Origin of the sequence: Mesobacterium pallidum, assembly GCF_019966535.1 — a bacterium.
GTDB classification, from domain to species: domain Bacteria; phylum Pseudomonadota; class Alphaproteobacteria; order Rhodobacterales; family Rhodobacteraceae; genus Mesobacterium; species Mesobacterium pallidum.
Genome location: NZ_JAIMID010000002.1, coordinates 319,600 through 339,120, shown reverse-complemented (window position 1 = coordinate 339,120; position 19,521 = coordinate 319,600). Strand labels below are relative to the sequence as shown.

Sequence of the window (19,521 nt, the reverse complement as noted above, 5' to 3'; positions counted from 1 at the left end):
ATCAGGGCCGCCGCTGGAACAGGATCACCAGCAGCGCCAGCAGCGACGAGCCCAGCATCAGCAGCAGCGAGACCGCGTTCAAAAGTGGGGTCGAGCCTTCCTTGAGCCGGTCGAACATGGCGATGGTCAGCGGCGCGTCGGAGCCCACCAGCATCAGCGTGGTGTTGAAGTTCTCGAAGCTCATGAGGAAGGCCACGACGACCGCGCCGACCATCGCCGGGGCGAGGAAGGGCAGCGTGATCGTGCGCACCGCCGTCAGCCGATCGGCGCCGAGGTTCAGCGCGGCCTCTTCCAGCGTACGGTCGAATTTCTGCAGCCGGGCCGAGATCACCAGAGTGGCGATGGTGGTGATGAAGCTGAACTGCCCGAGGATCACCAGCAAAAGCCCCGGCCGCAGCGCCTGGATGTCCATCTGCGCCAGATCCCAGATCCCGTTCGCCAGCGTGGACGAAAAGATCAGGATCGAGATGCCCAGCACGATGCCGGGGATCACCAGCGGCAGCAGCATCAGCACGTAAAGCAGCCCCTTGCCGCGGAACTCGTACCGGTTGAAGAGGAAGGCGTTGGTCGTGCCGACCGCCACCGACAGCACCGCCACGCAACCCGCGACAAAGGCCGAGGTGCCGACGGCGCGCAGGATGCCGCGTTCGTGGAAGACACCGATCTGGGGGCGCTCGGTGCCGAAGAACCAGGCCCAGGTGAACCCATCCCACGGCAGGGACGGGAACTGGCTGTCGTTGAAGGCAAAGACCGCCACCACCGTCAGCGGCAGCGCGAGGTAGAGGAAGAACAGCGCGACATAGGCGCCGTAGGTCAGCCTGAAGGCGCGCGAGGTGGGGATCGTCGGGATCATCCCATCGTCTCCTTCAACGTGCGGCCGGTGAGCGCCAGCATGCCCCAGACGATCACGGACGACAGCACCAGCAGCATGAAGCCGAAGGCCGCGCCCAGTTCCCAGTTCGAGCGGACGATGAACTGGTTGTAGATCATTTCCGTGAACCACAGGCTGTCCTTGCCGCCCAGCATGGTGGGGGTCAGGTAGTTGCCAAGCGACAGCATGAAGACCACGATGCAGCCCGAGACGATCCCGGGCATGGCATGGGGGATGATGATCTCTCGCAACACGGAAAAGCCATTGCCGCCAAGGTCGTAGCCCGCCTCGATCACGCTGTCGTCGAGGCTTTCCAGCGTCGTGACCAGAGGCACGACCATGAACAGCATCGAGGTGTAGACGAGGCCCACCATCATGGTGGCGTCGGTATAGAGCAGCTCGACCGGCTGATCCGCCAGCCCGGTCCATTGCAGCAGGTTGGACACGATCCCGGTCTCGCGCAGCAGGATCATCCAGCCGAAGGTGCGCACCAGCTCCGAGACGTAGAACGGGATCAGGCAGAGCAGGAACAGCACCTGTTGCAACCGCCCCTTGGCCATCTTGGCGATGTAATAGGCGACCGGGAAGGCGATGATCAGCGTGATCGCCGTGGCGAGGATCGACATCACCGCCGTGCGCGCGAAGGTGCGCAGATAAAGCGGTTCGGTCAGGGCCTTTTCGTATTGCAGCAGGCTCCGGTCGTAGACACCAAAGCTGATGCGTTCCCTGAGCGAGATCAGCAGCATGTCGATATGCGGGATCACGATCAGCAGGCCCAGCCACAGCACCAGCGGCGTCAGCAGCAGGTAAAAGGCGATGCGGGACTGGCTGCGCATCAGCCGGCCCCGAAGCAGGTGGCTTGCCCCGCGCCCCAGCCGATATGCACCGCGTCGCCGCGTTTCAGCGCGGAAAATTCGCCGGACTGGGGCAGGGTGACCTCGAGCGTCTCGCCCACGTCATCCTCGACCAGAACGCGGGAGGCGGCGCCGTTGAACAGCAGGCTTGTGACGGTGCCCTGCAGGCGGTTGTCGAAACCCGACAGCGCATCCTCGCTGCTGGCCAGCCGGATGGATTCGGGCCGGACAAAGATCTCGGCTCGCGCGCCCTGCGCCAGCCCCGCGCCGGTCGCCCGCATGGCGAGGCCGCTCTCGGTACGCAGTTGCACCTGGCCGCCGTCGACGGCCTCGATCCGGCCCTTCCAGCGGTTCGACTCGCCGATGAACCCGGCGACAAAGGGCGTGTCGGGGCGGTAGTAGAGGTCTTGGCCCGTGCCCACCTGCTCGAACCGGCCGGCGTTCATCACGGCGATCTGGTCGGACATGACCAGCGCCTCGGACTGGTCGTGGGTGATGTAGACGAACGTGGTGTCGAACGCGGCTTGCAGCGCCTTCAGCTCGACCTTCATGTGTTCGCGCAGCTTGAGGTCCAGCGCGCCCAACGGTTCGTCCAGCAGCAGCACGTCGGGCTCAAGCACCATGCAGCGGGCGATGGCCACGCGCTGCTTTTGCCCGCCCGACAGCTCATCCACCTTGCGCGCGCCGATGCCCGGCAGGCCGATCCGGTCAAGCGCCTCGTCGACCTTGCGGGCGATCTCGGCCTTGCCCATGCCGCGCCGGCGCAGGCCATATCCGATGTTCTCGGCAATCGTCATCATGGGGAATAGGGCCAGATGCTGGAACACCATGTTCACCGGCCGCTTGTTCGGCGGGGTATCCAGCACCGAGCCGCCCTTGATCCGGATATCGCCCGAGGTCGGGTCGAGAAAGCCCGCGATCATCCGCATGATCGTCGTCTTGCCGCAGCCCGAGGGCCCGAGGATCGAAAAGAAGCTGCCCGGCGGCACCGAGAAGGACACGTTGTCGACAGCCGTCGTATCGCCGAACCGCTTGACGAGGCCGACGCATTCCAGATCAGGGGTCATGTGATATCCGTGAGGTTGGGCGGCCCCCCGCGGGAGCCGCCCGTCAGCATCAGTTGGCGGCCTGGACGCGGTCCAGCACTTCGCCCTCGATGGCCTCCAGCCCCGCGGGGACGGGCGGATACCACTTGATGTTGTCCACCGCTTCTGGCGGGAAGCTGGCCTGGTACTTGGCCTTCAGCCCCGCTTCGGCGAACTCGTCCGCCCCGGCCGAGGCGGTGAAGTTGCCGGCCGCCGCGGTGATCTTGGCCGCCACCTCGGGCTGCATGACAAAGTTGATCCAGGCATAGGCCGCGTCATCGGACTGGCCCTTGGCAGGCAGCACGAAGGTGTCGATCCAGCCCAGCGCGCCCGAGGCCGGGGCCACGAAGGTGATGTCGGCATTGTCGTCGTTCAGCTTCCAGCCGCCGGTGTCCCAGGCCATGGAGGCGGTGACCTCGCCCGACCGCACCAGGTTCATCAGCTCGTCGCCGCCACCCCAGTAGGTCTTCACGTTGGCCTTGCACTCGGTCAGCTTGGCCTCGACCTTTTCCATGATCTCGCGGTACTTGGCCTCGTCGCCATAGGCGGCAAACGGGTCCTCGCCCATGGCGAAGGCGAACCCGATCAGCGTCGGACGCTTGAGGCGGTAGGACACCTTGCCCGCCACTTCCGGCGCGCAGAGGTCGGTGTAATCCTTGACCACGTCGCCCGCCTCTGCCGTGTTCAGTACGAGACCCGAGGTGCCCCAGACATGCGGGACGCCATAGACGTCGCCGTTCACGGTGGTGTTGGCCATGGTCGCCTTCAGCATCGACGGGATGAAGAGGTCCTGGTTCAGCTTGCTGACGTCCATCGGCTTGTAGATGCCGAATTCCATCTGCGGGCCCATCACCCGGTCCTGGCTGGGCTGGGCGAGGTCGAACCCGCCGCCGCCGGTGGCGCGCAGCTTGGCGATCATTTCCTCGTTGTTGGACAAGGTCACCTCGACCGTGTGGCCGGTCTCTGCCTCGAACATCGCCACCACGTCCTCGGGCGCGTAGCCGCCCCAGGTCAGCAGCCGCAGCGTGTCGGCCTGCGCGGCCCCGGCAAGGCCGGCCAGCAGGGTGCTGGCCATCAGAAGGGTCTTGGTCATGTGAATATCCTCTCTGTCATGTCGTCTTGTTTCGGCCAGAATGCGCGTGTCTGACCAAATGGTCAAATTCTAGTTCGACACGAAACGCCCCTTGATGACGCGCGAATGCGAAACCACCGTGACAGTTTGGAAACTTGTCCAAGGCGGGGGCGCCGGCGGTGCGGCGCCCCCCGGGCCGTAGCCTAGCGCAAGAGGCCGAGCGCGCCGAAATCGGCGCCCTGGGCCTCGGCCAGCGACTCGATGGAATCGTACAGCAATTCAAGCGCATAGGGCGCATTGTGCACGTGGATCCCGGGGTCGGCCGTCACGACCTTCCAGTTGTAGGCCGCACGCAGCAGGGTCGGGGTCCAGCCGTTGTAGGCGACAGGGCGGCCCTCGGCCTCGTCGATGACCCCGTCCATGTTGGCATCGGCAAAGAAATAGGGGTAGCGCCCGCCGTCATAGACCATCCCGATGCCCGCGACGCTGGCGGCGTAGCTGGTCATCTGGTCCATCAGCAGGCCCGCGTTGGCCATGATGTCGGCGGCGATCCCCTTGGCGGTGTCGCCGCTGCCATCGTAGCTTTGCCGCGCGATGCGGATCTCTTCGGGCGTGCCGGTCTGGTGGCAGGTCAGGCAGACCGCCTCGTTCACGCTCAGCGCGTGCGGGTCGTGGCAGGCCAGGCAGGTGGCCACCGGCTTGGCATGCAGGAAGCGGCCCGAGTAGGTCTTGCCCGGGTAGTGGTAGCCGATGCCGCCGTACCCACCCAGCCAGGTCGCCCCGGCCACCTTGTAATGCGGGTTGATAAACCGCAGCTCGGCGTTCACCGCGTCCGGGTCCATGTCCGCCGTCGCCGCCGTCACCTGCGCGCCCGAGGACCGGCCGGTGTGGCAGGTCAGGCACGGCACCTCGGCCGCCTCGGCCGGGTGCTGCACGCCCGAGGGCAGGGCGATCATGTCGATCTCGGCAAGGCCCCGGCTGTGGCAAGTCTCGCAATCGACCACGCCGCCCACCGGGATCGGCGATTCGAGCGGCCCGGGTGTGCTGCCGTCGAGCCCGTGGAAGGCGCGGAAGCCTGCGCCCGAGTGGCAGACGGCACAGGTGCCGGGGATCTCGCCTTCGGCATTCCAATGGGCAAAGGCCTCGGCCGAGGCATCCGCATGGGCCGAGCGCGCCCAGCCCTCGATCTGCCGCGCATTGCCGATCACGATCGCCTCGGGCGTGTAGGGCCCGGCCTTGGGGAAGACATAGGTTGACAACTGCTCGGCCAGTTCCTCGATCTCGGCCGGCGCTTCGGCGGGGGTGTCCGACTGGGCCAGCGCCGGGCTGGCAGCAAGACAGGCAAGGACAGCGGCCGCCGCAGCGCGACGAAACCCCCGTCCGGTATTCCTGAGCATAAGATGCATGAATTAATCCTACGAAATGAACGGGTTGTGCAAAGCCGACTCTACATCGAATTTGGCTTTGCCACAAATTTTCGATAGCATCGCTGTGACGATTTCGCGCCGAAGGAGCTTCACGTGGCGTCAGAAGAAGCCATCGGACCGCGCGCGCAAGAGGGGCTGCGCCCAATGGGCACAGGCCCTGCCGGCGCGGGCGGGTCGGCACATACCGAGACGCGAATCACCGCCGAGGCGTCGATCCGGTCGCCCTTTCGCGGCGACTTCCGGGTCGAGCTGCTGGTCGCGCCGGGCGATGTCGTGGCGCAGGGGCAGCCGGTTCTGCGGGCGACCAAGGCCCATGCCTTCACGATCACCGCGCCGATGCCTGCAAAAGTGGCGTCCATCGACATGGACAGGGGGCAGCGGCTGAAGTCCATGCTGTTCTACCACGAGCCCGGGGCGGGGCGGCATGTCTTTGACGTGCCGGATGCCATGGACGGCCCCGTGATCTGGCGGCTGCTGGCCAACACCGGCCTGTGGCGCGCCTTCCGCCAGCGCCCCGGTGCCTCCCCTGCGTTCGGAGACATCCGGCCCGCCGCGATCCTCGTGATGGCCCATGACACGCGCCCCGGGGCAGGGCGGCCGCTGGACTGGGTGAGGAGCCGCGGCGCCGAGATCGAGGCGGGGCTCGAGGCGCTGACCCGGCTGACCGATGGCCCCGTGCTGATGGTCCGCCCGCGCGGGGCCGAGGTCGACCAGCGCCATGCCACCGGCCGCGTGACCCTGATCGATGCGCCCGACGTGCACCCTCTGGGCCTGGCCGGCCCGCATGTGCTGCGCCACGCGCCCGCCAGTTTCGACCGCCCGGTCTGGGACATCCATATCGAGGCGGTGGCCGATATCGGCGCGCTGATCCGCACGGGGATGATCCCGGCGACCAAGACCGTCGCCCTGACTGGCCCGGGGATGCGCACGCCGCTGTTGCAGCGCGTGCAGGCCGGGGCGGATGTGCGCGAACTGCTGCTGGGAAAGGTCGTGCCCGGCAACCACCTGGTCCTCGGCGGCTCGGCCATCGACGGCGCGCCCGCGCGCTGGGTCCGCTGGGGCAGTCACCAGGTGACGGTGCTGATGGCCCCGCCGCCGGAAAAGCCGCCGCATTGGCTGCGCGCCGCCCTCAGCCGGACCGCGCGGCCGCTGCCGGTGATCCCGACCGCCGGGCTCGACCGGGCGCTGGGCGGGGTCGTCCCGGTCATGCCGCTGATCCGCGCCATTTCGGCCGGGGACACCGAGACCGCCACGGCGCTGGGCGCCCTGTCGCTGGTCGAGGAAGACCTCGCCCTCGTCGACTACCTCACCGGGGCCGAGCCGCGCATCGCCCGCCAGCTGCGTGCCCTGATCGACCGGGCCGCCGTCGAGGAGGGCGTGGCATGATCCGGGGTCTGTGGTCGCGCGAGACGGTGGCGCTGGTGCTCGTGCTCGCAATGGCGCCACTGGCCGCGACCTGGCTGATGGCCATGCGCGGCGACGGCCTGTTGCGGCTTTTGTCCGCACTGGCCGTGGTTTACGGCTGGCAGCTCATCTTCCTCATGATCCGCGCACAGCCGCCCTCGCTGGCAGGCATCGTCACGGCACTCGCCATCGCCATGCTCGCCCCAACCGGCCTTGGCCCCGTCGCATTTGTCCTTGGCGCCAGCTTCGGCGTGGTGATCGGAGAGCTGGTGTTCGGCGGCTGGGGCCGCAACATCCTGCATCCGGCGACGGTCGCCGTGGCCTTCCTCGGCTTCGGCTACCCCGCCGCGCCCTGGCCGGATCTCGCGATCCCCGCGGCCTGGGGCGCGCTGGGCACGCTGGTCGTGGCGCTCGCCTTCGGTCTCTACTCCATGCGCCTCATCGGCGGCGCGGCCATCGCGCTGACCTTCGCCGCGCTGGCTGGGCTGCCGGTGCTCGACCCCTTTGTGGCGCCTGCGATCCTCGCGCCGATGGCACTGCTGGTCTGCGATCCGGTCACATCCGCTTCGACCCAATCCGGCCGCTGGGGACAGGGGCTGCTTTACGGTGGGCTGGTCGCGCTGTTCCTGGGCGCCTGGACCAGCGCCAGCGCCTTGCAGGTCGCGCTCAGCGCCGCGCTGCTGGCCAACCTTGCCGCCCCCCTGCTGGACGAACTCGCGCTGCTTGCGTGGCGCAGCCGACGGAGACGACACCATGGCTGACCGCTCCCCCCTCGCGCTCTGGCGCGGCTTCCTTGCCCGGCCGAACGACGACCGGGGCAAGACGATCTTCGTCGCGATGCTCGTCGCCGCGGTCTGCTCGGTCTTCGTGACCGGCGCGACGGTCGTCCTGCGCCCGATCCAGGCCGCCAACCGCGCGGCCGAAACCCAGCTGCGGCTTGAGGCGCTGGTCAGCGCCATCCCCGGCATGCGTGATCTGCTGGCTACGGGCGGAGACCTGGCGACCGTCGTCGTCGACCTCGAGACCGGCATGGCCGCGCGGGACGTGACGCCCGAGACGCTGGACGCCGCCTTGCAGGACCCGGCCAATTACATCGCGCTCGACCCCGAGACCGACATCGCCGGGATCGGCGCCCGCCCGCGCTACGTGCAGGTCTACATCGTGCGCCGCGAGGGCCGGGTGGAAACGGTGATCTTCCCCCTGATCGGCGCCGGCTACAACGGCCCGCTTGAGGCGATGATCGCCCTTTCGGGTGACATGAACACCATCGCCGGCCTCACCGTGACGCGGCAATCCGAGACCCCCGGCCTTGGCGCCCGGATCGAGGAAGAGGCCTGGCAATCGGGCTGGGCCGGGACCGAGGTCCGCGACCCCGCCGGCACGATGAAATTCGCCGTGGCGCGCGGGCCGTCCGTATCGCCCTACGAGGTCGACGGCATCACCGGCGCCAGCCGCACCGGGCGCGGGGTCACGCAGATGGTGCGCTTCTGGCTGGGCGATAACGGCTACGGCGCGGTCATCGACGCGATCCGGCGGCAGGAGTTCTGACCCATGCGTCCCCCGCTGCGCCAGACCTTCCTGACCCCGCTGATCCACGAGAACCCGGTGACGCTGCAGATCCTCGGCATCTGCTCGGCGCTCGCCGTCACCACCTCGCTCGACACGGCGCTGACCATGTCGGTGTCGCTGACCGTGGTGCTGGTGCTCTCGGCGGCGGCCATCAGCCTGATCCGCCAGCATATTCCGGTCAGCATCCGGCTGATCGTGCAGATCCTCATCGTTGCCTCTCTGGTGATCGTGATCGACCAGGTGTTGCAGGCGTATCTCTTCGACATCAGCCAGCGGCTGTCGGTCTTCGTCAGCCTGATCACCACAAACTGCCTCGTCCTTGGCCGGACCGAAAGTTTTGCGCGCAGCAATCCAGTGCTGCCCTCCGTGGTCGATGCGGCCGGCAATGGCTTCGGCTATTCGCTGATCCTGGTCGTGATCGGGTCCATCCGCGAGATCTTTGGCAAGGGCAGCCTGATGGGCTGGCCGGTGCTGCCGACGGTGGAGACCGGCGGCTGGTACACGCCCCTGAACCTCATGCTGCTGGCCCCCAGCGCCTTCTTCCTCTTGGGCCTCGCCGTCTGGGCGATCCGCACGATCCTCCCCGAGCAGGCCGAGCCACTCTCCCACCAGCCCCCCGACCACCCGGAGGCGGCGGAATGAGCGATCTGTTCGCCCTTTTCCTGCGGTCGATGTTCGTCGAGAACATGCCGCTGTCGTTCTTCCTGGGCCTCTGCACATTCCTTGCGCTGTCGCGGCGGGTCGAGACGGCGCTGGGCCTCGGCGTGGCCGTGACCTTTGTCATGGGGCTGACCGTGCCGCTGAACCGGCTGGTCTACGACCTGCTGCTGGCCCCCGGCGCCTGGGGCTGGGCGGGCTACCCGGCGATCGACCTCAGCTACCTCGCGCTGCTGGCCTTCATCGGCGTGATCGCGGCGACGGTGCAATTGCTGGAAATCCTGCTGCAACGCTTCGTGCCGACGATCCACGCGGCCTTCGGGTCCTTCCTGCCTCTCTTGACCGTGCAATGCGCGATCCTGGCCGGCAGCCTCTTCATGGTCGAGCGGCGCTATGACCTGGCCGAAAGCACCGTCTTCGGCCTCGGCGCCGGGGCCGGCTTCGCGCTGGCCGTGGTCCTGCTGGCCGCGATCCGCACGCGGCTGGCCTATGCCGACTTGCCGGCGGGGCTGCGGGGTCTCGGCGTCGCCTTCCTGCTCACGGGCATGCTGGCGCTGGGCTTTTCCGCCTTTGCGCAGATGGGGGCGTCATGACCGAGATCCTCATCGGCTCAGGCATCATGATCGCGCTGGTGCTGCTGCTCAGCCTCGGGCTACTGGCGGCCCGCGCCGCCTGGGCGCCGCGCGGGGCCAGCGCGGTCACGGTCAACGACGGCCCGCCGATCACCGCGCGGCAGGGAGAGACGCTGCTGTCCACGCTGCACAGCGCGGGCCTGCCGATCCCGGCGGGCTGCGGCGGCAGCGGCACCTGCGGGCTCTGCCGCGTCACGGCGACGGGGCCGGGCTGCAACGCGCTGCAACCGACCGAGAGGGGGCTGCTCTCGGCCGCCGAGCGCCGCGCCAACCTGCGCCTCGCGTGTCAGCTGGTGCTGGGCGGAGACGTCGCGGTCACCGTCCCCGGCGACATTCTCGCGGCCGAGACCTTCCCCTGCGAGGTGGTGTCGAACCGCATGATGGCGCCGCTCATTCGCGAGCTGGTGCTGCGCCCGACCGCGCCGCGCGAGATCCCGTTCCGCGCCGGCGGCTTCATGCAGCTGACTGCCCCGGCCTATGACATTGCCTTCCGGGACATCGCCATCGACCCGGCCCATGCGCTGGCCTGGGACCATGCCGGCTGGGCGGGGCTGACGGCCCGCTCGGACGCGCCGGTGACCCGCGCCTATTCCGTCGCCAACCGGCCCGAGGATGCGGGCACGCTCGTCTTCAACATCCGCCTCGCGGTGCCGCCGGCGGGGCAGGAACGGACGGTGCCGCCGGGCCTCGTGTCGTCCTGGCTGTTCTCGCGCACGCCCGGCGACCGGGTCGAGGTCTCGGGCCCCTTCGGCGAGTTCCACGTACAGGACACCGCCCGCGATATCGTGCTGGTGGGCGGCGGCGTCGGCATGGCGCCGCTACGGTCGATGGTGCACGAGCAGGTTGGCCTCGGCACCGGCCGCAAGATCACCTACTTTTACGGCGCGCGCACGGTGGCGGACCTGTTCTATGTCGAGGAGTTCGAGGCCATCCACGCGGCCCATCCGAACTTCACCTGGGTGCCAGCGCTGTCGGACCCGGGTCCGGGCGACCGATGGCAGGGGCCGACCGGCTTCATCCATTCGGTGCTGGAACGGCACATGGCCGGCCATCCCGCGCCCGAGGCCTGCGAATACTACCTGTGCGGCCCGCCGCTGATGATCTCGGCGGTGATTTCGACCCTGCGCAAGCTGGGGGTGGAACGGCACATGATCTATAACGACGATTTCGGAGGGTGAGGCGATGAGACACCAGACGACCTTTTCAAGGCGCCGCATGCTGGCCTTGGGCGGCGCGCTGGCGCTGACCCCCGTGATCGGGCGGGCGGCGCCGCTGGTGCGCGCCTCGGGCCTTGCCTTCGGCACAAGCTGGACGGCGAGCTTGCCGGACAATGTGGTGCCGGACGCCTTCGCCGCGCAGGCTGCGGACCTGCTCGCGGGCCTTGACGCCGCGCTATCGCCCTGGCGCGCGGACAGCAGTGTCAGCGCCTTCAACCGCGCGGCCGGGGAGGTCGCGGCTGGCCCGGACCTTACGGCGGTCGCGCAATCGGCGTTGAAAATCGCTGAGGCGAGCGGCGGCCAGTTCGACCCCACGGTGGGACCGCTGGTGGCACGCTACGGGTTCGGGCCGATCACCGAGGGCTCGGACCGGCCCGACTGGCGGCAGGTCGGCCTCGACGGCGCGCGGCTGGTCAAGGCGGTATCCGGCGCGACCTTCGACCCCTGCGGGATCGCCAAGGGCTACGCGCTGGACAGGCTCGCCACGTTGGCGCAGGGACACGGGGTCGCGTCGGGATTCATCGAGTTCGGCGGAGAGGTCACCGCCTGGGGCCGCCACCCCGAGGGCCGTGCCTGGCGCGCCGGGGTCGAGGACCCGCGCGCCGGAGGCACGGGCCTCCTGGCCGTTCTCAGAATAGACGGCGCCCTCGCCACCTCGGGCAACAAGGTGAACGGCTACGATTTCGCCGACCGGACCTACGGCCACATCATCGCGCCGGACGCCGCCGGACCACGGGCCAGCGCGCTGCTGTCGGTCACGTTGCGGGCGGACACGGCGATGGAGGCGGACGGCTGGGCCACCGCGCTGATGGCGGCGGGGGCCGACGGCGCGCGGGGGCTGGCCGAGGCGCATGACCTCGACGCGCTCCTGATCCTCGCCGGCAGCGATGCGCCCAAGCTGGTCGCCACGGGGCTGATGCCCGACCTGATCGAAAGGACCTGAGCGATGGAACTGCTGTTGGTCTTCGCCCTGTTCCTGCTGGCCATCGGCGGCCTCGCCCTTGGCCTGATGCTCACCGGCCGGCCGCCCAGCGACAGCTGCGGCGGGCTTGCCTCCTGCGCCGGCGCATGCGAGGTCTGCCCGCGCCGCCAGAAGGCCAAGACCCATGGCTGAGCGCGAGATCGCCGCCATCCTGACCCGCGATGTGCTGCGGCTGGCGCCGGAGACGCCGATGCGCGAGGCCATCGCGCGGCTCACCGCCTCTGGCCAGCCGCTGGCCTGCATCTGCGACGGGACGGGAGAGCTTTTGGGAGTCCTGTCGCCCAAGGATTGCTTTGGCGCGGCCCTGAACGCCAGCTACTACCGCCAATGGTCGGGCACGGTGCAGGACCACATGAGCCAGGCCGTGGTCGGCCTGCCCGCCGATCTCGACATCATCGCGGCGGCCGAGACCTTCCAGTCGCAGCCCTTCCGTGCCTACCCGGTGACCGAGGCGGGGCGGCTTGTCGGCCTGCTGACGCGCGAAGACCTGCTGCGCGCCTTCCTCGACCTCGGCTAGGCCGGGGTTGCCCCGCGCCGCAGAACACGGCGCAGGGCAGAGGGCATTCAGCCCATCTTTTCGGACGAATAGCTGCCGGGCGAGGCCGGGAAAACCACCGTCTTGTTGCCATTGAGGAAGGCCCGGTGATGGGCATGGGCATGGATCGCCCGTGCCAGCACCTGCGCCTCAACATCCCGGCCAAGCGACACGTAATCGTCGTTGCTTTGCGCATGGGTGACGCGGATGATGTCCTGCTCGATGATCGGGCCCTCGTCGAGGTCGGCGGTCACGTAATGCGAGGTCGCGCCGATCAGCTTGACCCCGCGCGCATAGGCCTGCTTGTAGGGGTTCGCGCCCTTGAAGCTGGGCAGGAAGGAATGGTGGATGTTGATGATCCGGCCGGACATCTTCTGGCACATCTCGTCCGAAAGGATCTGCATGTAACGCGCCAGCACCACCAGCTCGGCCCCGGTATCCGTCACCACCTGCATGATCGCCGCCTCGGCCTGGGGCTTGTTCTCTTTCGTGACCTTGATGTTGTAGTACGGAATGTCGTGGTTCACGACGACCTTCTGGTAATCCATGTGGTTGCTGATCACGGCCACGATCTCGATCGGCAGGGCGCCGATGCGCCAGCGGTAGAGCAGGTCGTTCAGGCAGTGGCCAAAACGGCTGACCATGATCACGACCTTCATCTTGGTCGCCTCGTCATGGAAGGCATAGTCGAGGTCCAGCGGCTTGGCGGCCTCGGCGAATTTCTCGTCCAGCTCGGCCAGCGCGGCGCCGGTTTCCGGCACGAAGCTCACACGCATGAAGAAGTTGCCGGTCTCGGGGTCATCGAACTGGGCCGAGTCGGTGATGTTGCAGCCGTTGTTGCTGAGGAAGGTCGAGACGGCGGCGACGATGCCGCGCTTTGAGGGGCAGGTGACGGTGAGGCAGAACTTGGTCATCGGGGATCCTTGGTGGTCGGGGGCAGCCGGCGCGCGGCGCGGGAGAGGGATTGCAGGTCCGCCCGGCCAGGGGGCCGGCGCGGTCGATGTGTCAAAGGCGTCCGAGGGTCGTCTCGAGTCCGTGCCAGACGCTAGCCGCGGCGGACCGCATGCCAAGCAGAGTCACGCGGCCCGGCGCGGGACGCAAGATGAAAACCGACATGTGCTCAAATCCTGTGCGCGTGCCGCAACCGGGGGCGACGGCCTCGGGGCGCAGGTTCACCAGGCGTTCCAGCAGGGCTGCGATCCCCGCCTCGGGTCCGGCGATGTCGAAGGCGGCGAACCCGTCCGTCTGCTCGGTGATCCGCGCGCCCGACGCCTCGGCGGCGAGGGCGGCGGCAAAGTCGGTCTCGGCCAGGCCTTCGCCCGACACCATCCAACTGTCCGGGCCCATCCAGAAGGCGCCATAGGGCGGGGCCGCGACCAGCCTGCCCGGGCCGGGCAGGGCCAGGCCGAAAGGCGCGGGCGGGGCGGCCCCGCGCGGCATCGACAGCGAGGCCAGCGCGAGCCCGGCGTTTTCGCTGAGGGTCATGTCGGCGAACCGGGCGATGCGCGGGGCCGAACCGCCAAGGGCGGTGATGGGGGTCAGGTCAGTCACGAAGACGCGCTCCTTCCGGGTCGACGAAATGGGCCGAGACGACGCGCATCGCGACGCTTTGGCCTTCCAGCGGATTGGCGGCGATGATTTGCTGCCCCATGCGGGTGTCGCCATCTTCCAGATAGGCCAGCCCGATCGCGTGGCCGAGATGGGGCGAGTAGCAGGCCGAGGTGATCCACCCGGCGTCGTGGGCCAGGTCGACCGGATCGCCGGGGGCGACGAGGTGCGACCCGGCCACGACGGGATCGCGCGGCTGCAAGGGGACCAGCCCGACCAGCCTGCGGCGATCCCCGGACAGCCCCTCGCGGCGGGACATGACCGCGCCGATGCTGTCCTTTTTCCGCGACACCATGCGGCCGAGGCCGAGCATCGTCGCGGTGGTCTGGCCGTTCAGCTCGTTGCCGGCGGCATGGCCCTTCTCGATGCGCAGCACGCCCAGCGCCTCGGTGCCGTAGGGGGTGACGCCAAGGTCCGCGCCTTGCTCCATCAGCCGCTGCATCAGCGCGGCGCCGTAACGGGCCGGCACGGCGATCTCATAGGCCAGCTCACCCGAGAAGGAGATGCGGAAGAGCCGCGCCCTCAGGCCGCCGCAGACCGTCATGTCGGCGCAGGCCATGAAGGGGAAGGCCTCGTTCGACAGGTCGAATCCGTCCACGACCCGTTCCAGCAATTCGCGCGATTTCGGCCCCGCCACGGCGATCTGCGCCCAGGCGTCGGTGGTCGAAATCAGCGTCACGTCGAGGTCGGGCCAGAGGCATTGGCGCGCGAATTCCATCCGCTGGTAGACCAGCCCGGCATTCGCGGTCGTGGTGGTAACGACAAAATGCGTCTCGCCCATCCGAGCGCAGGTGCCGTCGTCATAAGCATGCCCGTCCTCGCGCAGCATCAGGCCATAGCGGACGCGGCCCACCGGCAGCGTCGCCATCATGTTGGCGTAGATGCGGTTCAGGAACTCGCCCGCGTCCTTGCCCTGTACGTCGATCTTGCCCAGCGTGGTCACGTCGCAGATCCCGACGCCCGCGCGCACGGCCAGCGCCTCGCGGTCCACGGTCTCGCGCCAATGGGTCTCGCCGGCCCGCGGGAAGTACTGCGCCCGCATCCAGGGGCCGACCTCGACAAAGACCGCGCCCTGCGCCTCGGCCCAGTGATGGGTGGGAGTCAGGCGACGGGGACGGAAGTGTGCGCCGGTGTCGCCGCCGCCCAGCACACCCATCGAGACGGGCGTGTAGGGCGGGCGGAAGATGGTCGAGCCGGTCTCGGGGATGGTCTTGCCGGTCAGCTCGGCCATCACGGCCAGGGCGGTGACGTTGGCCGTCTTGCCCTGGTCGGTGGCCATGCCGAGCGTGGTCCAGCGCTTGAGATGCTCGACCGGGCGCATGTTCTCCTGGTGGGCGAGCTTGATGTCCTTGACGGTCACGTCGTTCTGGAAATCCACCCAGGCGCGGCCCTTGCCGGGGACGTGCCAGAAGGGCTCGATCCCGGCGGGCTCGTCCGAGGCGCGGGGTAGCGGTTCCTCCGCCGCCGCGCGGCCCAGGTCGCTGAGCACTGCGCGGGCGGCGGCGGCGCCATCAGCCAGCGCAAGGGCGGTCGAGCCGTGCCCCCGCGCCGCGCCCGCAATCCGCAGGCCGGTGGGGCCATCGGTGCCGGGGACGAAGGTGAGCCGCTCAGCATCCCACACCGGCCGCCCCCGGTGGTGCGAGGCGAGGTGCACGTTCGGGTTCCATCCGCCGGCAACCCCCAGCGCGCCGCATTCCAGCCATTCCGACTGGCCGTCGCGGGTCAGCTCGATGCTGCTGATCCCGTGGCGGCCGCGCGTGCCGGTGACAGTCGCCCCGGCAAAGGTCTGGTAGCCGCCGAGGCCCTTCGCCCCGGCGCGGCTGTCGATCACGCCCAGCAGCGGAACGCCCTTGGCGGCCAACGCCTGTGCCGTCCGGTGGCCGTCGTCATTGTTGGTGAAGATCGCGACAAGGTCGCCCTCCTTCCGTTGAGGTCCCACGGCCCAGCGGTTGGCATAGGCGCGCATCGCGCCCGACAGCATGATCCCGGGCCGGTCGTTGTCGCGGAACGGGATATGCCGCTCGGTCGCGCCCGAGGCGAGTACGGCGCGTTTCGCGGTGATCCGCCAGAGGGTCTGGCGCACGCGGCCCCCTGCGTCCTTCAGGTGATCCGACACCCGCTCGACCGCGCCAAAGATTCCGTGGTCATAGACGCCGAAGACGGTGGTGCGGGTCATGATCCGCACGTTGGGAAGGCTTTGCAGCTCGGCCACCGCCTCGGCCACCCAGTCGGGCGCGGGGCGGTCGTCGATGGTGCCACCCTCGGCCAGCGTCCGACCACCGAGGCGGCTGTCCTCGTCCGCCAGCACGACGCTGGCGCCCGCGCGGCTCGCGGTCAGGGCAGCCATCAGGCCCGCCGCACCGCCGCCGATCACCAGCAGGTCGGGATGCAGGTAGCCACGATCATAGGCGGCACTGTCCGCCTCCATCGACAGCTCACCCAGACCCGCCGCGCGGCGGATCGCCGGTTCATAGAGCTTTTCCCAGAAGGCGCGGGGCCACATGAAGGTCTTGTAGTAGAACCCCGCCGCGAAGAAGGGCGCGAACAGGTCATTCACCGCCAGGAGGTCACGCCCCAGCGGGCCGACATGGTTCTGGCTGCGCGCCTCGAGCCCGTCGAAGAGTTCCACGACCGTGGCGCGGCTGTTCGGCTCCTGCGTGGCGCCCTGGCCCAGGGTCACCAGCGCGTTCGGCTCCTCGGACCCGGCGGAAAAGATCCCGCGCGGGCGGTGGTACTTGAAGCTGCGCCCGACCAGCTGCACGCCGTTTGCCATCAGCGCCGAGGCAAGCGTGTCGCCCGCGAGCCCCGTCAACCGCTTGCCATTGAAGGTGAACATCAGCGGTTTGCTGCGGTCGATCAGACCGCCATCGAGACGTCTCATGCGCGGGCTCCCGCCACGTCGGTCGCCAGTTCCGCGCCGAGGATTTCATGGGTGGTGGTGTCGCGCGTGACGACCAGCCAGGACCGGTCGCCCTGTTCGTGGTACCACAGCTCGCGGTGCATGCCGGCCGGGTTGTCGCGCAGGAAGACATAGTCGGCAAAGCGCGCCTCGGCGTCCTCGGCCGCAGGGTCGGGGCGGTTGATCAGCGCAGCGTCGCCGAGGTAGGTGAATTCCTGCGCGTCGCGCAGGCCAAGCAGGGGGTGCGGGATCAGCATGGCAGGCCCTTCAATGCAGGTTCGGTTGGGCGCCAACGCCCTTTTCATCGATCACATGCCCGCGCGCAAAGCGGTCCATGCGGAAGGCGGTCGCGGTCTCGTGCGGCTGCCCCGTCGCCAGCAGGTGGGCAAAGACGTAGCCCGAAGCGGGCGTCGCCTTGAAGCCGCCGTAGCACCAGCCGCCGTTGAAGAAGAGCCCGTCCACGCCGGTGCGGTCGATGATCGGCGAGCCGTCCATCGACATGTCCATGACCCCGCCCCAGCTGCGCAGCAGGCGCGCGCGGCCGAGCATGGGCATCAGGGCCATGCCGCCTTCGATCACGTCCTCGACCACCGGCAGGTTGCCGCGCTGGGCGTAGGAATTGTAGCCGTCGATGTCGCCGCCAAAGACCAGCCCTCCCTTGTCGGACTGGCTGACATAGAAATGCCCCGCGCCAAAGGTGATGACGCCGGGGATGACCGGCTTCAGCCCTTCGCTGACGAAGGCCTGGAGTACATGGCTTTCGATCGGCAGGCGCATCCCGGCCTTCTCCATCACGCGCGAGGACGAGCCCGCCACCGCCACGCCGACCTTGCCTGCGCCGATATAGCCGCGCGAGGTCTCGACGCCCTTGATGGTGCCGTTCTCGATCCGGAAGCCGGTGACCTCGCAGTTCTGGATGATGTCCACGCCCAGCCGGTCGGCGGCGCGGGCATAGCCCCAGGCGACCCCGTCGTGGCGCGCGGTGCCGGCGCGTTCCTGCCGCAGCCCGCCCTTGATCGGGAAACGGGCGTTGTCGAAATTGAGGAACGGCGCGATCTCGCGCAGCTGGGCCTGGCTCAGCAGCGTGCCGCCCGCGCCGGTCATGTGCATCGCGTTGCCGCGCCGCCGGTAGGCATCGCGCTGGCCGTCGCTGTGGAACAGGTTGATGATCGTGCGCTGCGAGACCATGGCGTTGAAGTTCAGGTCCTGCTCCATGCTCTCCCACAGCTTCATGGAGAATTCGTAGAACGGCTGGTTGCCGGGCAGCAGGTAGTTCGACCGGATGATCGTCGTGTTGCGGCCGATGTTGCCCGAGCCCAGCCAGCCCTTTTCCAGCACCGCGATGCGCGCCTGGCCGAAGGTTTTCGCCAGGTGATACGCGGTCGCAAGGCCATGCCCGCCGCCGCCGACGATGATGATGTCATAGGCGGGTTGAGGGTCGGGGTTGCGCCACAGCGCGCCCCATCCCTTGTGACCTGTCAGGGCCTCCTTGATGACCCTGAGACCTGAAAAGCCCCCGAAAACGCCCATGCCGTGCTCCGATCCTTGTTGCCCTTGTGATAGCCGCTGCAACGCGGCATGGTCTGTCGGAAACGGGACTTTGATTATCGGAATCACGACATGCGGCGGATCGGCTTTGTCCTGATCGAGGGATACGCGATGATGAGCACCGCCGCGGCGCTGGAGCCGTTGCGGGCGGCGAACCTGTTCCTGGGCCGTCCGCAGTACGACATCGTGCCGCTGTCGGTCACGGGCGGGCCGGTGCGGTCGTCGCTGCCCGCCTCGCTGGACACCGTCGCGCTGGCCGACGCCGGGTACGCGTTCGACCTGGTCTTCGTCGTGGCCGGGGGCGATCCGCTGGCGGTGCGGGATGCGACGCTCTTTGCCTGGCTGCGCGAACTCGACCGGCGCGGCGTACCGCTGGGCGGCATCTCGGGCGGCGGGGCTGTGCTGGTGCGCGCGGGGCTGATGGAGAGCCGGCGGATGACCGTCCACTGGCACCACCTCGACGCGCTGCGCGAGATCGCGGGCGGCACGATGCTGGAACGGCGGCTCTACGTGATCGACCGCGACCGCTATACCTGCGCCGGGGGGACCGCACCGCTTGACATGATGCACGCGATCCTGTCGGCCGAGCAGGGGGCGGCATTCGCGGCCCAGGTCAGCGACTGGTTCATCCAGACCGAGATCCGCGTGGCCGACGCGCCGCAACAGGCCAGCGTCGCCGCCCGCTATGGCCCCCTGCCGCGCCCGGTGGCCGAAGCGCTCGAGCTGATGGAGAGCCACATCGCCGACCCGCTGGCGCTGGGGCAGCTGGCCGGGCTGATCGGCCTATCGCCCCGGCAGCTGGAACGGCAGTTCCAGGCCGCGCTGGGCGTCAGCGTCATGCAGAAATACCGAAGCCTGCGGCTCGGGACCGCGCGCGAGATGCTGGCGCGCTCCCGCCTGCCGGTCTCCGAGATCGCGGCGATGACGGGTTTCGCCGCGCAGGCCCATTTCGCCGACCGCTACCGCGCCGAGTTCGGCGAGACGCCCAGCCAGACGCGCCGGGAGGCGCAGGACCGGGCCTGAGCGCCACGGATTGGCCACATCTCGTGAATCACTAAAACTTTCAGCAAATTCCGCGCTTTACGCCTCCGGGTATCGGAGACAATCCGGCAGCAATGCCCGGTATTGTCCCGATTTCGGAAACGATGCCCCGATCTTACC

The 19,521-nt window shown here is 68.7% G+C and carries 20 protein-coding genes; 10 read left to right on the top strand and 10 right to left on the bottom strand.

Going from position 1 to position 19,521, the window contains the following annotated elements:
- Nucleotide 1: 1 nt before the first annotated feature.
- From MF270_RS04315 to MF270_RS04295, 5 genes are all read right to left on the bottom strand, one after another.
- Nucleotides 2-853: an ABC transporter permease gene (locus MF270_RS04315; protein ID WP_238364619.1), complete on the bottom strand. Its 852-nt coding sequence runs from the start codon at nt 851-853 to the stop codon at nt 2-4.
- Nucleotides 850-1,707 carry an ABC transporter permease gene (locus tag MF270_RS04310; protein ID WP_238364618.1) on the bottom strand — a complete coding sequence of 286 codons (858 nt, stop codon included), beginning with the start codon at nt 1,705-1,707 and terminating at the stop codon, nt 850-852. The genes MF270_RS04315 and MF270_RS04310 overlap by 4 nt, the downstream gene beginning before the upstream one ends.
- Nucleotides 1,707-2,792 carry an ABC transporter ATP-binding protein gene (locus MF270_RS04305; RefSeq protein ID WP_238364617.1) on the bottom strand — a complete coding sequence of 362 codons (1,086 nt, stop codon included), beginning with the start codon at nt 2,790-2,792 and terminating at the stop codon, nt 1,707-1,709. The genes MF270_RS04310 and MF270_RS04305 overlap by 1 nt, the downstream gene beginning before the upstream one ends.
- Before the next feature lie 49 nt (nt 2,793-2,841).
- Nucleotides 2,842-3,903 carry an extracellular solute-binding protein gene (locus tag MF270_RS04300; RefSeq protein ID WP_238364616.1) on the bottom strand — a complete coding sequence of 354 codons (1,062 nt, stop codon included), beginning with the start codon at nt 3,901-3,903 and terminating at the stop codon, nt 2,842-2,844.
- 182 nt (nt 3,904-4,085) lie between these two features.
- Nucleotides 4,086-5,288, bottom strand: coding sequence for a cytochrome c3 family protein (locus tag MF270_RS04295; protein WP_238364615.1), 1,203 nt, complete (start codon nt 5,286-5,288; stop codon nt 4,086-4,088).
- Between the two features lie 165 nt (nt 5,289-5,453).
- Between MF270_RS04295 and MF270_RS04290 the strand changes: the two genes are divergently transcribed.
- From MF270_RS04290 to MF270_RS04250, 9 genes are read left to right on the top strand one after another with little or no spacing between them, the layout of a single operon-like run.
- Nucleotides 5,454-6,695 carry a Na(+)-translocating NADH-quinone reductase subunit A gene (locus MF270_RS04290; RefSeq protein WP_238364614.1) on the top strand — a complete coding sequence of 414 codons (1,242 nt, stop codon included), beginning with the start codon at nt 5,454-5,456 and terminating at the stop codon, nt 6,693-6,695.
- A complete protein-coding gene (locus MF270_RS04285) occupies nt 6,692-7,474 on the top strand; it encodes an RnfABCDGE type electron transport complex subunit D (protein ID WP_238364613.1) in 783 nt (260 codons plus the stop codon). The genes MF270_RS04290 and MF270_RS04285 overlap by 4 nt, the downstream gene beginning before the upstream one ends.
- On the top strand, nt 7,467-8,261 hold the full coding sequence (locus MF270_RS04280) for an FMN-binding protein (protein WP_238364612.1): 795 nt from the start codon (nt 7,467-7,469) through the stop codon (nt 8,259-8,261). The genes MF270_RS04285 and MF270_RS04280 overlap by 8 nt, the downstream gene beginning before the upstream one ends.
- A 3-nt stretch (nt 8,262-8,264) precedes the next feature.
- Nucleotides 8,265-8,924 carry an NADH:ubiquinone reductase (Na(+)-transporting) subunit D gene (locus tag MF270_RS04275; RefSeq protein WP_238364611.1) on the top strand — a complete coding sequence of 220 codons (660 nt, stop codon included), beginning with the start codon at nt 8,265-8,267 and terminating at the stop codon, nt 8,922-8,924.
- A complete protein-coding gene (nqrE, locus tag MF270_RS04270) occupies nt 8,921-9,532 on the top strand; it encodes an NADH:ubiquinone reductase (Na(+)-transporting) subunit E (RefSeq protein WP_238364610.1) in 612 nt (203 codons plus the stop codon). The genes MF270_RS04275 and nqrE overlap by 4 nt, the downstream gene beginning before the upstream one ends.
- Nucleotides 9,529-10,749 carry an NADH:ubiquinone reductase (Na(+)-transporting) subunit F gene (nqrF, locus tag MF270_RS04265; protein ID WP_238364609.1) on the top strand — a complete coding sequence of 407 codons (1,221 nt, stop codon included), beginning with the start codon at nt 9,529-9,531 and terminating at the stop codon, nt 10,747-10,749. Before nqrE ends, nqrF begins: the two co-directional genes overlap by 4 nt.
- A gap of 4 nt (nt 10,750-10,753) precedes the next feature.
- Nucleotides 10,754-11,731 (top strand): FAD:protein FMN transferase, encoded by a 978-nt coding sequence (locus tag MF270_RS04260; protein ID WP_238364608.1) that lies wholly within the window; start codon nt 10,754-10,756, stop codon nt 11,729-11,731.
- A 3-nt stretch (nt 11,732-11,734) separates the two neighbouring features.
- The gene (locus MF270_RS04255; RefSeq protein WP_238364607.1) at nt 11,735-11,902 is read left to right on the top strand and encodes a hypothetical protein; all 168 of its coding nucleotides are present in this window, start codon (nt 11,735-11,737) and stop codon (nt 11,900-11,902) included.
- Complete coding sequence (locus MF270_RS04250; protein WP_238364606.1) at nt 11,895-12,287, top strand: CBS domain-containing protein; 393 nt, start codon at nt 11,895-11,897, stop codon at nt 12,285-12,287. The genes MF270_RS04255 and MF270_RS04250 overlap by 8 nt, the downstream gene beginning before the upstream one ends.
- Before the next feature lie 47 nt (nt 12,288-12,334).
- Here MF270_RS04250 and purU read toward each other — a convergent pair whose 3' ends face one another.
- The 5 genes from purU to MF270_RS04225 all read right to left on the bottom strand — a co-directional run bounded on the left by purU (nt 12,335) and on the right by MF270_RS04225 (nt 18,342).
- Nucleotides 12,335-13,219 carry a formyltetrahydrofolate deformylase gene (gene purU / locus MF270_RS04245; protein WP_238364605.1) on the bottom strand — a complete coding sequence of 295 codons (885 nt, stop codon included), beginning with the start codon at nt 13,217-13,219 and terminating at the stop codon, nt 12,335-12,337.
- Between the two features lie 91 nt (nt 13,220-13,310).
- Complete coding sequence (locus tag MF270_RS04240; protein ID WP_238364604.1) at nt 13,311-13,856, bottom strand: sarcosine oxidase subunit gamma; 546 nt, start codon at nt 13,854-13,856, stop codon at nt 13,311-13,313.
- Complete coding sequence (locus MF270_RS04235) at nt 13,849-16,794, bottom strand: sarcosine oxidase subunit alpha family protein (RefSeq protein WP_238364603.1); 2,946 nt, start codon at nt 16,792-16,794, stop codon at nt 13,849-13,851. The genes MF270_RS04240 and MF270_RS04235 overlap by 8 nt, the downstream gene beginning before the upstream one ends.
- Nucleotides 16,791-17,069: a sarcosine oxidase subunit delta gene (locus MF270_RS04230; protein WP_238364602.1), complete on the bottom strand. Its 279-nt coding sequence runs from the start codon at nt 17,067-17,069 to the stop codon at nt 16,791-16,793. The genes MF270_RS04235 and MF270_RS04230 overlap by 4 nt, the downstream gene beginning before the upstream one ends.
- 10 nt (nt 17,070-17,079) lie before the next feature.
- Entirely contained in the window at nt 17,080-18,342 is a 1,263-nt protein-coding gene (locus tag MF270_RS04225; RefSeq protein WP_238364601.1) for a sarcosine oxidase subunit beta family protein, read from the bottom strand.
- A 90-nt stretch (nt 18,343-18,432) separates the two neighbouring features.
- On the opposite strand from MF270_RS04225, the gene MF270_RS04220 reads away from it, so the two are divergent.
- Nucleotides 18,433-19,383, top strand: a complete 951-nt coding sequence (locus tag MF270_RS04220) for a GlxA family transcriptional regulator (RefSeq protein WP_238364600.1) — start codon at nt 18,433-18,435, stop codon at nt 19,381-19,383.
- Nucleotides 19,384-19,521: the final 138 nt, after the last annotated feature.